Origin of the sequence: Chitinophaga filiformis (assembly GCF_021646545.1) — a bacterium.
GTDB lineage: Bacteria > Bacteroidota > Bacteroidia > Chitinophagales > Chitinophagaceae > Chitinophaga > Chitinophaga filiformis_A.
Window position 1 is genome coordinate 41,456 of record NZ_JAKIRP010000005.1, and the last position, 15,605, is coordinate 57,060.

The window sequence follows — 15,605 nt, forward strand, 5'->3', positions numbered from 1 at the left end:
ATTTGCTGCTAATCTCAGTTACCGTCAATGCTAATTAAATAAAAAGCCGTCCCGCGGAGTGCGGAACGGCTACTATAGATTGATTACCTATTATCAGAACAATTCTCCCTGAACACCATCGCCATCCGGCTCTTCCTCTTCAGATGCCAGTTCAGCGCTGATCAGCTCTTCTCCGGCAATACGGGTACCTACTGTTCTGTAGCTTGTCACTTCCACAAATTCAGCCAGGTCCACTTCCTCCTCATCCGGATTCCGTTTCTTGCCGGTCTTCAGCAGCACCACAGGTTCTGCATGTGTAGTGATCATCTCCAGGTAGTTACCTGCGCCTTCCTTGATGAACGAGAACTTGTTGTTCAATGTCTGCGTTTCGACTTTGAAACGTTTGGCGTTGAACTGTTTCTTGTCTGCATCAAAGTAGATAGCGGAAACGATCTTTTCAGGATTGAACTTCTCAATATAAACAAGCTCATTTGGATCATAACGGTTCGTGAGCTCAAAGTTAGTCAGCTCGTAAGTACCGTTCTTGAAGGCTACAAAGATCTTATCTTCTCCTTCAAATGAACCGATATAAACACCTCTTTCCTCTGTATTGAGACGGCCCACTTCTGTATCATACCAGAGCTTTTGTCCGGACAGGGTGGATACGCCTTTCTCTTTGAATTTCACACTGCGGATCGGGTATTTCGTTACCTGGTTCCCCTGGGAGTTACGTCCCTTGATCGCGATGGTCTCAAAGTACAGGTCAAACTCTTTATTTCTTGCCGCACAGTTAGGGCTCAGACGAATGCTTACCACTTCAGCTTCTCCGTTCGGATTGGCAGAGAAATAATGCACCTTGGAGTTCTTTTCCCCTTTGATGGTCAGATCATATTCCTTGTCACGCGTGATACCTGTTACGTTGAAGCGCTTGGCATAACTCATACCGGTTTTGCCATCCACGTAGATCATGTTATAGGTAGTACGTTCATCATTTTTTCTGAAGATATCGACATGAATGATGTCTTTACCTACGAAGACCTTATCCGCTACTTTGGTAACGACCATCTTACCATCTCTGCGGAAGATGATGATGTTGTCGAGGTCAGAACAATCTGCTATGAACTCATCTTTCTTCAATGATGTACCAACGAAGCCTTCTGCCCTGTTCACGTAGATCTTGGTATTGGCCATTGCCACCTGCTGTATCTGAATGGTATCGAAAGTCTTGATCTCGGTAACACGCTCACGGCCTTTACCGTATTTCTTCAGCAGGTTTTCGTAATAGTTTACAGTAAAGTCTACCAGGTTAGCCAGGTCGTGTTTCACCTGTTTGATATCTGCCTCAAGATTTTTGATCTGTTCATTCAGTTCGTTGATATCCAGCCTGTAGATACGGCGAACCGGTTTTTCGGTCAGCTTGAGGATATCTTCGCGGGTGATTTCCCTTTTCAGGTTCTTCTTATAAGGTGCAAATCCTTTGTCGATGGCAACGATCACTGCTTCCCAGTCCTTGTGTTTCTGTTCCAGCTCCTTATAAATGCCCTTTTCGAAGAAGATCTTTTCCAGGGAGGTGTAGTGCCATTTATCCTGCAGTTCCTGCAGTTTTATTTCCAGCTCGCGTTTCAGCAGTGCCTGGGTAAAGTCGACAGAAGACTTCAGCAGCTCACTCACGGTCAGGAAGCGTGGTTTATCGTCGATGATCACACACGCATTCGGTGAAATAGAGATCTCACAATCAGTGAAAGCATACAGGGCATCGATGGTGATATCCGGAGATATACCCGGCGCCAGCTGTACTTCTATTTCCACATCTTTAGCAGTGTTGTCCACTACCTTTTTGATCTTGATCTTACCGGTATCGTTCGCTTTTACGATAGACTCCATCAGACCTGTTGTGGTAACGCCATACGGCACATCTTTGATGAGAAGGGTCTTTTTATCCTTCTCTTCGATATGCGCGCGTACACGCACCTTACCGCCACGTTTACCATCATTGTAGTTGGCTACGTCTATCATCCCCCCGGTTGGGAAGTCGGGATACAATTCAAACTTCTTCCCTCTCAGGTGCTTGATGGAAGCCTCGAGCAGTTCTATAAAGTTGTGCGGTAATATTTTGGTAGACAAGCCCACAGCAATACCTTCCGCTCCCTGTGCCAGCAGCAGCGGGAACTTCATGGGCAGGGCCAATGGTTCGTTCTTACGACCATCATAGCTCAGCTGCCATTGCGTGGTCTTGGGATTGAATGCTACATCCAGTGCAAATTTGGACAAGCGAGCCTCAATATAACGTGCAGCCGCAGCATCATCGCCGGTACGCACATCACCCCAGTTACCCTGAGTATCGATCAGCAGGTCTTTTTGTCCCAGGTTAACAATCGCATCGCCGATAGAGGCGTCACCATGCGGGTGGTACTGCATGGTAGAACCTATGACGTTGGCCACTTTATTAAAACGGCCGTCGTCCATTTCCTTCATCGCATGCAGGATACGGCGCTGAACGGGCTTTAAACCGTCTTCCACGCTGGGTACCGCACGCTCCAGGATCACGTACGATGCGTAATCCAGGAACCAGTTCTCATACATGCCCCCCAGGTGGAGGATGTTATGTAATGATTCGTCTGTCGGTTGTGTATTATCGATGTCGCTCATAATCTTATTTATTGATCATCTTTTCAAATTCATCTCTCCAGATGCGTATGGAATCTTTCCGCACGTCAGCCATAGAGTTCAGTTCAATAAAGCAGCAGTCGGTCACTGCTATCAGCTGATGCCATACATTGACTGGCACCTCTATTCTTGCCGGCGCTTCCATCTCCACGCGCTCTATCCTGCTTCCGCCCAGCGGGCACCAGTCCATCGCTGCTTTACCACTTAACAGGTACAGGATTTCCGGATCCTTATAATCCGCCTTCCCCTCATGATAATGTTGTCCGCTGCTACTGCCGGCCTTCCGGTAACACAGGATGAAATCGCCGCTACGGTCGGTGTTCCATTCATAGTTGCTGCCTCTTTCATCTTCTCCCACCAGCTGTACAGGCGTTACTTTTATCATGTGTTTATCTGTTAGATTTTCTTTCCTCGCTTAATGGATAGTAATTCCACGAGCCTACCGCTTATTCAGCAGGTGGCAGTTTTACTTCAAAGTCCTTAATCGTTTTCAACTCACCCTTACTTTCCAGTTTGCCCTGTTTGATCAGCTCTTTCAGCCTCCATCCCAGGAACTGGTCCATCACAGGATACTTCAGTTTACCGGTCACCAGTCCGACCACTTTCGATGCTTTCTGGAACTCTGGGGTGCTTTGCTGCAACAGTTCCTTATCATAGAACGCAGCAGGTTCTCCTTTGATCTTTTTACCACCTTCCAGTAAACGTATACCTGCATTCTCGTTCATCATCCTGCTCCACTCGTCTCCGTCTATTTCAAATTCTGCCAGGGAAACCGGCCTTGCCAGTTTCTTCGCTTTCAGAAATTCTTTTGCCAGGATCTGATGCAGATGAGTAGGGTAAAATACGCCTCCTTTTTCGTTGAGGAAAGGAAGGTTATTGAGGTAGATAATGTGAATACGCCCTGCAAAGTCGTACAGCTGACTTACCAGCCAGTAATATCCGCATACATCCCTGGAATTCTGTCCGGCCCATACATACACCTGTTGTTCCGGTTCAGATTTCAACAGCGCTTTCAGCTGCCTGAATTTCTCCTGGTCGCCCGCTTCTTCTTCTGCCACTGCCGGAGCAGGCGTTGCTGCCTGCGCTTCAGCGGCTCCTTCAGCAACGGGTGGCGGCTGTATGCCAGCCAGCTGGTTCCACCACTGTTTGCGGGCGGCCTGGCCATCTTTAGTGTCAAGGATAAAAAGAGGACCTATCGAGAGGTCATCTTCAAAGTAAAGTATGTCTCCTTTCAGCTGCTCATCCAGCTCAAATGCACCGTTCAGTGCTGTGGCGGATGATTCACCGAAAACGATATGTAACAGTGCCATTGATCTTGTTAAATAATGCTGATGTAAATACCTGCTGCTATTCCGCTACCGGTTCATCTACCAGGTCCTTTTCATAACGCAGGTTGCTGATAATGAACTCCTGTCTTGACTGCGTATTTTTACCCATATAGTATTCCAGCAGTTTCTGGATATGTGTATCTGTCGACAGGATCACCGGTTCCACCTTCATATCTTCATTGATGAAGGCGCCAAATTCCTGGGGAGAGATCTCTCCCAGACCTTTAAAGCGGGTTATTTCAGGCTTGCCACCCAGTTTTTTGATGGCCTTCTGCCTTTCCTCATCACTGTAACAATAGAAGGTCTGTTGTTTATTACGCACGCGGAACAACGGTGTTTCCAGGATGTACAGGTGCCCGTTCTTTACCAGGTCGGGGAAGAACTGCAGGAAGAAAGTCAGCAGTAACAATCGAATATGCATACCGTCTACATCTGCATCAGTGGCTATCACGATCCTGTTATAACGCAGCCCTTCCAGACCTTCTTCTATATTCAATGCGTGTTGCAGCAGGTTAAACTCTTCGTTTTCGTATACGATCTTTTTAGTCAGACCGAAACAGTTCAGGGGTTTACCCCTCAGACTGAATACTGCCTGGGTTTCCACGTTGCGGGACTTGGTAATGGAACCACTCGCAGAGTCACCTTCCGTGATGAATATAGTTGTATTCAAACGTTTGGTTTCCAGGTCATTTTTGTCCTTACCACTCACTTCTTCGTTCAGGTGGATACGGCAGTCGCGCAACTTACGGTTGTGCAGGTTCGCTTTCTTGGCCCTTTCATTCGCCAGCTTTTTGATACCGGCCAGTTCCTTACGCTCACGCTCACTCTGCTCAATACGTTTTTTCAGCGCCTCGGCTGTAGTAGGGTTCCTGTGCAGGAAATCGTCCAGGTGTTTGGACAGGAAATCCAGTACAAACGCCTTCATGGACGGACCGTTCTCATATACCGTGAGGGAGCCCAGTTTGGTCTTTGTCTGTGATTCGAACACCGGCTCCTGTACCCTTACTGAAATAGCGGCACAGATGGAAGCACGGATATCCGTAGCATCATAGTCCTTTTTATAAAAATCGCGGATAGTCTTTACGAATGCTTCACGGAAGGCTGCCAGGTGCGTACCGCCCTGCGTAGTGTGCTGACCATTCACGAAGGAATAGTACTCTTCACCATATTGATTCTCATGGGTGATAGCCACTTCTATATCTTCCCCTTTCAGGTGAATGATGGGATAACGCAGCTCATCCTCATTGGTTTTACGCTGTAAGAGGTCCAGCAAACCATTTTTGGAGACATATTTTGTGCCGTTGAAGTTAATGGTCAATCCGGCGTTCAGGAAACAATAGTTCCAGATCTGGTTTTCCAGGAACTCAGGGATAAACCTGTAGTTACGGAAAACGGTATCATCAGGTATGAAGGTCACCAGGGTACCGTTAGGCTCCTTTGTAGCTGCTTCCTTATGTTCTTTTGTGAGTACGCCACGTTCAAATTCTGCTACTTTAACCCGGCCGTCGCGGACAGATTCCACCTTGAAATAGGTGGATAGTGCGTTCACCGCTTTGGTACCGACCCCGTTCAATCCCACAGATTTCTGGAAGGCTTTGCTATCATATTTGGCTCCCGTGTTGATCTTACTCACCACATCCACCACTTTTCCCAGCGGAATACCGCGCCCATAGTCACGTATGGTCACATTGTGTTCCGTTACCCTGATGTCAATCTGCTTGCCAAAACCCATGGTGTGCTCGTCAATACAGTTGTCAGCCACCTCCTTTAACAGAATGTAGATACCATCGTCCATGCTGGAACCATCTCCCAGCTTACCAATGTACATACCCGGACGCAGGCGGATATGCTCACGCCAGTCGAGTGACCGTATCGAATCTTCGGTATAGGAGCTCAAGAGATCTTTCTTATCCGTAGTAGCCATAATTATATAGAAATTCCAATTTACTTTGTTACAATGCCGGTTTCGATGCACCATTTATGCCAGGTTCCTCAAGATCAGTCAAATGGGGCATTTCGTCCGGAAGGCAAATTTACTAAAACTTTTAGCAAAAGCCGGTTGCTGGCAAAAATAAAGGTTTCAGCGTATCATCCCAAGTATTAGTTATACACTATGCTTAAATAAATGAATAACAATTATTTGAGGGCGGCGCCAAAAAGCATCTTCACTCCTGGCAAGGTTTTTCCCGGTTCGCAGGGATAAAACAAATATAATTTCTTCAAATATTGTACAAAAGGGGGTAAAAATTTATTCACAAAGTGATTCAGAAATGACAATTTATATAACTAAATAATTTATATTTACAACATCGTCTTTTTGAAAACAAACCTCAGTCCTAAACTATGAAAGCTACATTCTTTATCACACTGTTAGCAGTGCTCACCATTGCACTTCTCATTACTTACCTGGTAAATAAAGAGCAACGCTCTATGAACCGTCTAAGTAACAGATTCATCAGATTGCTGGAAAGATTCAATTCCTGGCAGATGATGAGATAACATTATTTCATTATTCTTAATAAGACATTACCTATGAAAGCCGGTCTCTTATTTAAGTTGGCCTGTTTGCTGATTGCCTCCATGGCACTTGCGGTACATTTTATGCGCAAAGCGCTGGGGAAACTCGGGACAAACAATGAACAACAGTAAACCACTCATTATCCAGTAAATTATAAAGGGCGCAAAGACAATCTTTGCGCCCTTTGCTATTCAATAAGTTAAGTAGCTGATTACGGGTCAAGTTGAGTTCCTGTAAGTAAGATCGTATAGCTCATTTGCAGCAGGTGCTGCATGTCTACGCCTGGTATGCCCCGGGAAACAAAAGCTTATCTGTTATAATACTTGTTCACAGCGTCAGTCCGGCTTCTCACGTGCAGTTTCTCATAAATATTGTGTACGTGCCTGCGTACCGTTTCAATGCTGATAAACAGATTGCTGGCGATCTCCTTGTACAGGAATCCCTTCGACAACTGGTCCAGGATCTCTTTCTCCCTGGAAGTCAATGCCTCCAGCGCCGGGTTAGGCTTGGCCTGTTTCTGGAAATAGGCTACCACTCTCCGCGCTATCTGTGAGCTCATGGGAGAACCGCCTTCATGCAGGTCGCGGATAGCGCCCAGCAGTTCGCTCGGCGGCGTTTTCTTCAGGATATATCCGCTGGCCCCCGCTTCCAGTGCCTGGAATATTTTGTCATCATCTTCGTATACCGTCAACATCATGAAATGCATGTCCGGGTATTCCCCCTTTAACCGGGCAATACACTCGATCCCATTCATACCGCCGGGAAGATTAAAGTCCATCAGCACCACATTCGGCAACAGATTGGGGATCTGTTCCACCGCAGTTTCCGCATTGTTGAACGCTCCGATACAAGCATACCCATCCGAGCCATTAATCAGCAACTCCATGGCTGTACGGATATCATGGTTGTCTTCTACAATCGCCACAGAAATAATATCCATGTTATCCTGAGATTTCTTTTTCGAGTATACAGTCATTTATAATCAGTTGTTATGTTTAGACAGAGGTCAACGAATACCACATTTATGTTACTTACAAATCTAGACTAAATTAACGGGATATCTAACAAAACTATCGTACCGTGATGCGATGTGATATCAGCATGTCCCCCTACCGCCTGCATTCTCTTCTGAATGTTCTTCAGGCCATTTCCAAACAACCTCACTTTCTCCTGATCAAAGCCTTTGCCATTATCTTTTATCATAATCGTCATATTCTTATGCATCTCTATTTGTATTACTACCTCCGAGGCCTGGGCATGTTTTACCACATTATGTAAGGATTCTTTTACTGCCAGATAGATGTTACGCCTGGTTCCGCCACTTAGTTTGATATTGGGTATGGATTCCGGGATATAAAACTGATGGGTTATATGGGCATGCTCCAGGAAATCGGCTGCAAAACTACGCATGTAAGCGATCAGGTTTTCCAGTGAATCATTCGAGGAATTCATCGCCCAGATGATCTCGCTCATTTTATCCACCAGCTCTCCCGCCGCTTCAGATATGCGTTCCAGCTCTTTCGTCTGCGAGGTGTCCGTTATTTTCCGCTTCGCAATCTCACTTAACAGGCGGATCGTAGACAGCCCCGACCCCAGGTCGTCATGCATATCACTGGAAATCCTTGCACGCTCCTGATCTACCGCCTGCTCTTTCTCCAGCTTCAGCTTCTCGTGACGGATCTTATAGTCAAGGTACAACGTTGAAAAATAGTAAGCTACTCCCAATAATAGTAACAATAACAGGAACCGGAACCACAGCGACTGCCAGAAGGGTATCCGTATCGTTATTTCCAGCGTGGTAGGAGTTGAGTTCCAGATATCATCGTTATTGGACGCACGCACATTGAACGTGTAGGTGCCCGGCCGTAAATTCGTATAACGGGCCATCCTGAAGGCGCCGGCCTGTACCCAATCCTCATCAGCCCCATCCAGTTTGTACTGTACCTTGTTCTTCAGCGGATTAGTGAATTCCAGCGGCACAAATTCAATGGCAATTGTATTATGATTGTAAGGCAATTCTATCCTGCGCAACAGCGACAGCGCCGTATCCGATTCATACGGTTTGTCCAGCACTTCCATACGCATGATCACCACCTTGGGTTTGGACGGATTGTTCCGGAAGTCTTTAGGATAAAAACCGTTTGAACCACGTATGCCGCCAAAGAAAAGTTCTCCGTCCACCGACTTGAAAAAGGCACCGGTATTGAATTCATTAGACTGCAAACCATCTTCGTAATTGTAGGTTGTGATCTCGTCATTCGCAGGATTGATCTGCGACAATCCCTTGTTATGGCTCACCCATATCCTGTCCTTCTCGTCCAGCAATACACCATACAGGTAATCGTTGATCAGCGCCGGATAATCATAACTATTGTAATGCTTTTTACGCAGGTTATCCTCGTCCAGCATGAACAAGCCTTTGGAAGTGGCCAGCAACAGCTCTTTTCCTGCCCGTTTGGCGATGGATTTCACAATGGTGCCCGGCGGAAGCGTGATCAGATCCCAGCGTGTACTACCCACTTTCTTTACATAAGCCGCCACCTTCGTACCTACGTATTTGTTTCCCATGAAATCTTCATAGTACGTCGTCAGTATTTCCTCAGGAAATTCATGTACGATCGCCACTTTGTATCCGCCCCTGTCTCCCCGCACTATCTGCAGCAGATATCTGCCATAGTTGAAATACACCTCTCCGCTTGTACGTTTAAATACAAAAGGATAAATATCTTCCTGCGGCGGTAAGCCAATGGCTTTCATATATTTTGTCAAGTCTTCAAACCTGCGTGTATGCACGTTGAAAAGACCAATATGCATGTCCGAGAAATGAAACCAGAGATGCTCAAAATCCTCGCGGCAGATGGCGTTCAGATTCTTTGCAGGAAAGATACTCTTTCCCTCATCGCCGGGAATACGTTCCAGGAACTTCCCTCCTTTCTCATAGATATCCAGTCCGTCGTTCAACAGCCCCACATACAGTTTTCCGTCGTCATGCTTATACACGGCCCTCACCATATTGTGCGTAGTGGCGGGAGAGCGGTACAGATTAAAGACCTTTTTATTGGGAGAATACTTTTTGATGCCATCGCCATCCGTGCCTACCCACATATTGTCTGCGGCATCCCTGTACAGGTACGTCACAACGTTCCAGGAGCGTGTTTCCGAACCGTTGAACGATACAATGCGGTTCACGATCTCGTTACGCTTTATATTATAGATCATAACGCCGTCTGTGCCGCCTATCCAGATGTTGCCGTTAAGATCCAGCTCAAGACATAAAGGAACGAAATTCGCGTCTTTAGGATCCCGCTGGTCGAACGACAGATCGCTGTACTTATTCTGTTTTTTATTGAAAATGATCAGATGCCCTTTGCTGGCAATGATCAGGGTATCGCTGTTCAGATTGCGGAGTACGATGTGTGAAGTAATGCCGGGCAGACAGTAAGTAGTCAGCCGCATATTCTGTGTATTCATGGCCAGCAGCTCACCGGGTTCGAAATTCATCCAGATAGTGTTGCCGTCCTTGTATACTGCGCTGGCCGCTATTCCACGTTGTAACATGGGTTTAGGGTACAATATGACCTTCTTTTTGGCATAGGTGGAATCGTCGAGTACATAAAGCCCTTTGGCAGGCCGCCATACCCATAAATTATGCTGCACGGAATCTTCTCCCAGTATCCTGAACTTATTACCGCTGTCGCGCTCGCCGTTATTCTCGTAGGTAGTATCTTCCAGCACGCTCTCGAATGAGTTCTTATACTCATCGTACAGACTGATACCGTAGTTATGCGTCAGTAACAGCTGATGCCTCCGGTTACGGTACAGGGAATAACCCTTATACCCTTTCAGGGCAAAGCGATTAATCAATGCACGTCCTCCGTTATTATTGCGGACCACCAGGTTTCCCTTTCCCTGACCAGCCCGTTCCTGTAAACTTGGATTAAACCTGTATTCATTGAACCCATATCCGTCGAATCTGTTAATGCCATCATGCGTAGCAATCCACATAAATCCCTGATTATCTTCCAGGATATCATATACCGAGTTCTGGGATAAACCTTCATTTACGCCATAAGAATCGAAAATGTAGGGCTTGTCCTGTGCGCTCAACACAGATACGGATAGGGTACATAGGAAAAATACTAATAAGGTCCTCGTCATCTGCGCCCGCGATTGCAATGCTTTTAAGTAATAGAGGTTATTAAAATACTGAGTCCACCATAACGCAGTGCTTGCAAATATATAAATCTACCGCACACTTTCTAATGATTTTGTATTTTTCTTCCTCCAATACATCCCATTAAAAACGCAAAAAAATATGTCCGGAAAAACTTCAGCAGCTACAGTCAAGGCTTCGCAATATAAAACATTCATTCTGACCCTGTTGTTACCATTGCTTTTTTCGCATGTAATGGCTCAGTCCGGATACAGCATTCATCCCCACGATCCCCCTCCCATTAAAAGCATCCGGGGAATGAGCATGCCCGATAACGGTGTTATCTGGGTATCAGGCACGGAAGGCAAAGTAGGCCGTAGTACCGACCACGGCGCTCATTGGGACTGGATGACGGTACCCGGTTATGACTCCTGCGACTGGCGTTCACTGGTTGCCTTCAGCGACAAGCGGGCGCTACTGCTAAATGCCGGAGAACCTGCCCATCTGGTACTCACTACCGACGGCGGCGCTACCTGGAAAGAAGTGTACTCCAACCACACCAAAGGCATCTTCTTTGATGGTATGGCTTTCCGTAATGCAAAAGAGGGCATTGCTATTGGTGATCCCATCAACGGCAGGTTTACTATCATCCGTACAAAAGACAGCGGAAACACCTGGCAGGCCGATCCTTTTGAGGCGCTGCCGCTTGCGAAAGAAGGTGAAGCGATCTTCGCCGCCAGCGGTACGAGTGTACGTATTATGCCCGGCGGACAAGCCTGCTTTGTAACAGGTGGTACGAATACTCGTTTCATCAGCGGATGGGAACGCTGGACGCCTATAGAGTGGAATTTCACACATGGTAGTCCGGGTACAGGTGCATTCTCTGTGGCTTTCGCCGATAAGCAGCGTGGCGTGGCCGTGGGCGGTGATTATACTAAAGACACTGCCACCGCACGCAATTGCCTGATCACAAAAGATGGTGGCCGTACGTGGCAGGCTGTTGCCGCACCTCCCGGTGGTTATCGTTCCTGCGTACAATACATCGGCCATGATACATTCGTTGCAACCGGTACATCAGGTACAGATATTTCCGAAGATGGCGGTCTTAACTGGTATAAGATCAGTAAGGAAGGATATCATGTGGCTGGCATTGCTCCTGCCGGCAAACGTGTATGGCTGGCTGGCAGTAAAAAGCTGGCTAGTTTCGGCAGGTTCAAACTGTAACAACCGTACATAATAAGGGGTGCTGCTAAAGCACCCCCGGAGAAAAATAGGTTAAAGCAAAAAGTACATTATTGATTCTCAAGATAAGGTATACACGAATATGTTACATTGGTATTTTAGCGAATGTGTTAATTTTACCAGCAAACGATTAGTTAACAGCATCCAACGTAAAAGCATGTGATAACAATATTTTTATCTAATTTGGGTGCTGACAGGGAATGGGAATCAAGGTGTTCACAACGGTGCTACAACTGTTATCACCGGTATCATATCCGGAACGTTGATTCGGGAAACTTAAAAGCCAATTATGCAAGTAACAACCTCATCGGGTAAATATTCGGCCAAGCACTATCCGGATATAATTAAAGAGTGGAAAAAAGAAGGGAACTACTTCTATTTTTATACATCAGAAACCATACTGGAAGTAAGGATCGTTTCAGATAAGATCGTTCGCTTCCGCTACGCAGCTGACGGTAATTTTCAGAGAGATTTCTCTTATGCAGTCAGTGACCGGCTTGAAGAATCTCCGGTTAATTTCGGATTGCACGAATTCGAAGAGAATTTCGAAATATATACAGAAGCTTTACGCATTTATATCTCCAGAGATGATATGCGCCTTACCATCACTGATCCCGAAGGCTTCATCATCAACCAGGATGAACTCGGATTTCACTGGCAGTATTATCTCCAGAAAGGTGGTAAGATTGTATACTGCAGCAAGCAGATACAGGAAGATGAATATTTCTTCGGAATGGGTGATAAACCTACTGATCTGAACCTGCATGGCAAGCGCCTCGAGAACTATGGTACAGACGCATACGGCTTTCAGAAAGATACAGATCCCTTATACCGTAACATTCCTTTCTACTACGGTCTGCATCGTGGAAAAGCTTACGGTATTTTCTTCGATAATACCTTCCGCACCATTTTCGATTTCGGTAAAGAAAGAGAAAATGTGACAAGCTTCTGGGCAAGGGGCGGTGAAATGAATTATTACTTCATTTACGGGCCTGAATTGCTGAAAGTAGCAGAAGGATACACCAGCATCACCGGTACTGCAGAATTGCCTCCTTTATGGGCCCTGGGCTATCAGCAATGCCGCTGGAGTTACTACCCCGACAAAAGAGTAAAGGAAATAGCCGCCGAGTTCCGTAAACGACAGATCCCTTGTGATGTGATCCACCTGGATATTGATTACATGGAAGGATTCCGCTGTTTCACCTGGAGCAAGGAAGGATTCCCTGATCCTGTGGGACTGATAAAAGAACTGTCGGCACAGGGTTTCAAAGTAGTGGTGATCATCGATCCCGGTATTAAGGTAGATCCCGATTACAACATTTACAAACAGGGTATACAAAACAATTACTTCTGTAAAAGACAGGATGGTGCACTCATGGAAGGCGATGTATGGCCCGGCAAATGTGTGTTCCCGGATTATACGAATCCTGAAGTACGCAAATGGTGGGCTGGTCTCTTCAAAGAACTGGTGGACGTAGGTGTGAGAGGTGTATGGAATGATATGAACGAACCTGCCGTATTTGAAATGGGTACTTTCCCGGAAGATGTGCGCCACGATTACGACGGAGAAGCAGTGAGTCACCGTAAGGCGCATAATGTGTACGGACACCTGATGAGTAAAGCGACCGCGGCCGGTATGAGGAAATACCTCATGCCTAACAGGCCCTTCGTGATATCTCGTTCATGCTATGCAGGTGCACAACGGTGGACTTCCTTCTGGACGGGCGATAACGTATCCAGCTGGGATCACTTGTGGCTGGCTTCTATTCAGTGTCAGCGCCTCTCTGTGTCAGGGATTTCCTTTGCAGGAAGTGATATCGGTGGTTTTATCGGTGAACCTGATGGAGAACTGTATGTACGCTGGATACAATTAGCCGTGTTCCATCCGCTGATGCGTACACACTCGGCCAGTAATGAAACCGGCTTCAATCAGGAACCATGGAGCTTCGGACCGGAATTTGAAACAGTAGCAAAGAAATTCATTCAGCTGCGTTATCACCTGCTGCCTTATCTCTACACTACTTTCTGGCAATACAGCCGCTGGGGCACTCCAATGATCCGCCCGCTCGCATTTGTTGCCCAGCATGATAAACAAACCTACGATCGTTCACATGAATTTATGCTGGGAGATTCCCTGCTGATCAGTCATGTGTCTGAACAGGGTATGAAAGAGAAAGAAGTATACCTGCCGGAAGGACAATGGTACTATTACTGGAATGACCAGGTTTATAACGGCGGACAGGTTATCAAAATAGCCACGCCGCTCGATGAGATGCCGCTCTTCGTAAAAGCAGGGGCAGTAATTCCGAACTATCCGAAGATCCAGCACGTAGATGAGCGCAACACAGAAGAGATGATCTTACAGGTGTATTATTCTAATCACGAAACAAGCAGTTTTCTGTACGAAGATGCAGGCGATCATTATGGATATAAAAACGGTCAGTATAACGATATCCGCTTCAAACAAACATCAGAAAAAAATCGTTTCGCACTGCGTAAAAAATATTTCGGTCAGTACAACGCTGCATACAGAAGACATAACATACACGTACATGGCTTACCGTTCAAAGCGAAGGAATACATTGTGGATGGAAAGGCTGTAAAGCTTACTGCTGCTAACTTTGTGGGGAATGTGGTAAATATTGTAGTGGACAGGAAATTTGAAAATATCATTATCAGGTAGTATACTGTTTCGATTATCTTTTTAATTATAAATCCCAAATTCTGCAGAGAATTTGGGATTTGTAGTTTTAACCCTACACAAAAAAAAAGGGCACATTAGATTGAGATCTTAGTGCCTTTTCATAACCTATGCCAACTTTAGAGTTATCCAAAATTAACATGTTATAACTGATACACAAAGCATATCAACGTCGTAAAGCCAAAATGAACAAAATGAACGAGCTAAAATTCAGTGAACAGATGAGTTCTGTTAATATCAGGTTACAAAATGATTCCCAGGAGATTAATAATTGCATTTCTTAACATCTCATTTACTTTCTTAATAAGTTAATTGGTGTCGTTCGTGCCCCATTCCCTACTTTCATGAGTGTCGTACTCATGCTACAGTTTGTTAATACTACTCCACGATCATGATATTTATTGTGAGAATTTCCGCTGGCTAAAGCTGTTATACAATGGGTTATACTACGAATTTGGCATACGCGGCATAATAGTTGTGCCTACTCTCACGATTCGATTCTATTTCCTCCGTTAAATGGAACCCATTTTTTAACCTTTCAAAATTCATTCTTATGGCTGCAGAACAAAGCAATCAATTCACACAAGAACAGGAAAAACTGGAAAGGGATCAGATGCGCGAAACAAGAGATTCAGGAGCACATGCAGAGAACAAACAATCAACTACATCCGAAGAAAAGAGTACTACAAACCGCAAAGATAAACGTGGTTTCGCATCCATGGATGCAGCGATGCAACGCGCTATAGCCAGTAAAGGCGGCCGCGCAGCGCATGCTCAGGGTGTTGCTCACGAATTTAACTCTGCTGAAGCCCGGGAGGCCGGACGTAAAGGTGGAGTAGCTGTCAGCAGAAACAGGCAGCACATGGCCGAAATCGGTAAAAAAGGTGGTGAAGCTGCTCACAACAAGAGGAAGAAGGATAATTCCAATTCGTCGGTGTAAAAGCTACTCCCCATTCAACATTCTCTTTCCTTAAAAAGGAATGCCTGGCATGCATTTCATGTATACCAGGCGTTCCT

Annotated in this window: 10 protein-coding genes; 4 read left to right on the forward strand and 6 right to left on the reverse strand. The window is 45.8% G+C overall.

The window, feature by feature from the left end; all coding sequences use genetic code 11:
* Positions 1-93: 93 nt before the first annotated feature.
* From L3C95_RS14760 to L3C95_RS14775, 4 genes are all read right to left on the reverse strand, one after another.
* Positions 94-2,628, reverse strand: coding sequence for a DNA gyrase/topoisomerase IV subunit A (locus tag L3C95_RS14760; protein WP_236388740.1), 2,535 nt, complete (start codon positions 2,626-2,628; stop codon positions 94-96).
* Between the two features lie 4 nt (positions 2,629-2,632).
* Positions 2,633-3,031 carry a cupin domain-containing protein gene (locus tag L3C95_RS14765; protein WP_236388741.1) on the reverse strand — a complete coding sequence of 133 codons (399 nt, stop codon included), beginning with the start codon at positions 3,029-3,031 and terminating at the stop codon, positions 2,633-2,635.
* A gap of 61 nt (positions 3,032-3,092) precedes the next feature.
* Positions 3,093-3,956 carry a DUF1835 domain-containing protein gene (locus L3C95_RS14770; protein WP_236388742.1) on the reverse strand — a complete coding sequence of 288 codons (864 nt, stop codon included), beginning with the start codon at positions 3,954-3,956 and terminating at the stop codon, positions 3,093-3,095.
* A gap of 37 nt (positions 3,957-3,993) precedes the next feature.
* Positions 3,994-5,898 carry a DNA topoisomerase IV subunit B gene (locus L3C95_RS14775; RefSeq protein ID WP_236388743.1) on the reverse strand — a complete coding sequence of 635 codons (1,905 nt, stop codon included), beginning with the start codon at positions 5,896-5,898 and terminating at the stop codon, positions 3,994-3,996.
* Positions 5,899-6,317: 419 nt separating this feature from the next.
* On the opposite strand from L3C95_RS14775, the gene L3C95_RS14780 reads away from it, so the two are divergent.
* Positions 6,318-6,473, forward strand: a complete 156-nt coding sequence (locus L3C95_RS14780) for a hypothetical protein (protein WP_236388744.1) — start codon at positions 6,318-6,320, stop codon at positions 6,471-6,473.
* Positions 6,474-6,799: 326 nt separating this feature from the next.
* Here the strand turns inward: L3C95_RS14780 and L3C95_RS14785 are convergent, their stop codons facing one another.
* Complete coding sequence (locus tag L3C95_RS14785) at positions 6,800-7,432, reverse strand: response regulator transcription factor (protein WP_223233347.1); 633 nt, start codon at positions 7,430-7,432, stop codon at positions 6,800-6,802.
* A gap of 104 nt (positions 7,433-7,536) precedes the next feature.
* Entirely contained in the window at positions 7,537-10,650 is a 3,114-nt protein-coding gene (locus L3C95_RS14790) for a triple tyrosine motif-containing protein (protein ID WP_236388745.1), read from the reverse strand.
* 157 nt (positions 10,651-10,807) lie between these two features.
* Here L3C95_RS14790 and L3C95_RS14795 point away from each other — a divergent pair, with 157 nt between their 5' ends.
* The 3 genes from L3C95_RS14795 to L3C95_RS14805 all read left to right on the forward strand — a co-directional run bounded on the left by L3C95_RS14795 (position 10,808) and on the right by L3C95_RS14805 (position 15,528).
* The gene (locus L3C95_RS14795) at positions 10,808-11,869 is read left to right on the forward strand and encodes a WD40/YVTN/BNR-like repeat-containing protein (protein WP_236388746.1); all 1,062 of its coding nucleotides are present in this window, start codon (positions 10,808-10,810) and stop codon (positions 11,867-11,869) included.
* A 307-nt stretch (positions 11,870-12,176) separates the two neighbouring features.
* On the forward strand, positions 12,177-14,570 hold the full coding sequence (locus L3C95_RS14800) for a glycoside hydrolase family 31 protein (RefSeq protein ID WP_236388747.1): 2,394 nt from the start codon (positions 12,177-12,179) through the stop codon (positions 14,568-14,570).
* Between the two features lie 571 nt (positions 14,571-15,141).
* Positions 15,142-15,528: a KGG domain-containing protein gene (locus tag L3C95_RS14805; RefSeq protein WP_236388748.1), complete on the forward strand. Its 387-nt coding sequence runs from the start codon at positions 15,142-15,144 to the stop codon at positions 15,526-15,528.
* Positions 15,529-15,605: the final 77 nt, after the last annotated feature.

What these genes read in the sequence shown, in the direction of transcription:
- L3C95_RS14760 (WP_236388740.1), bottom strand. Translation starts at nt 2,628, where the DNA reads ATGAGCGACATCGATAATACACAACCGACAGACGAATCATTACATAAC.
- L3C95_RS14765 (WP_236388741.1), bottom strand. Translation starts at nt 3,031, where the DNA reads ATGATAAAAGTAACGCCTGTACAGCTGGTGGGAGAAGATGAAAGAGGC.
- L3C95_RS14770 (WP_236388742.1), bottom strand. Translation starts at nt 3,956, where the DNA reads ATGGCACTGTTACATATCGTTTTCGGTGAATCATCCGCCACAGCACTG.
- L3C95_RS14775 (WP_236388743.1), bottom strand. Translation starts at nt 5,898, where the DNA reads ATGGCTACTACGGATAAGAAAGATCTCTTGAGCTCCTATACCGAAGAT.
- L3C95_RS14780 (WP_236388744.1), top strand. Translation starts at nt 6,318, where the DNA reads ATGAAAGCTACATTCTTTATCACACTGTTAGCAGTGCTCACCATTGCA.
- L3C95_RS14785 (WP_223233347.1), bottom strand. Translation starts at nt 7,432, where the DNA reads ATGGATATTATTTCTGTGGCGATTGTAGAAGACAACCATGATATCCGT.
- L3C95_RS14790 (WP_236388745.1), bottom strand. Translation starts at nt 10,650, where the DNA reads ATGACGAGGACCTTATTAGTATTTTTCCTATGTACCCTATCCGTATCT.
- L3C95_RS14795 (WP_236388746.1), top strand. Translation starts at nt 10,808, where the DNA reads ATGTCCGGAAAAACTTCAGCAGCTACAGTCAAGGCTTCGCAATATAAA.
- L3C95_RS14800 (WP_236388747.1), top strand. Translation starts at nt 12,177, where the DNA reads ATGCAAGTAACAACCTCATCGGGTAAATATTCGGCCAAGCACTATCCG.
- L3C95_RS14805 (WP_236388748.1), top strand. Translation starts at nt 15,142, where the DNA reads ATGGCTGCAGAACAAAGCAATCAATTCACACAAGAACAGGAAAAACTG.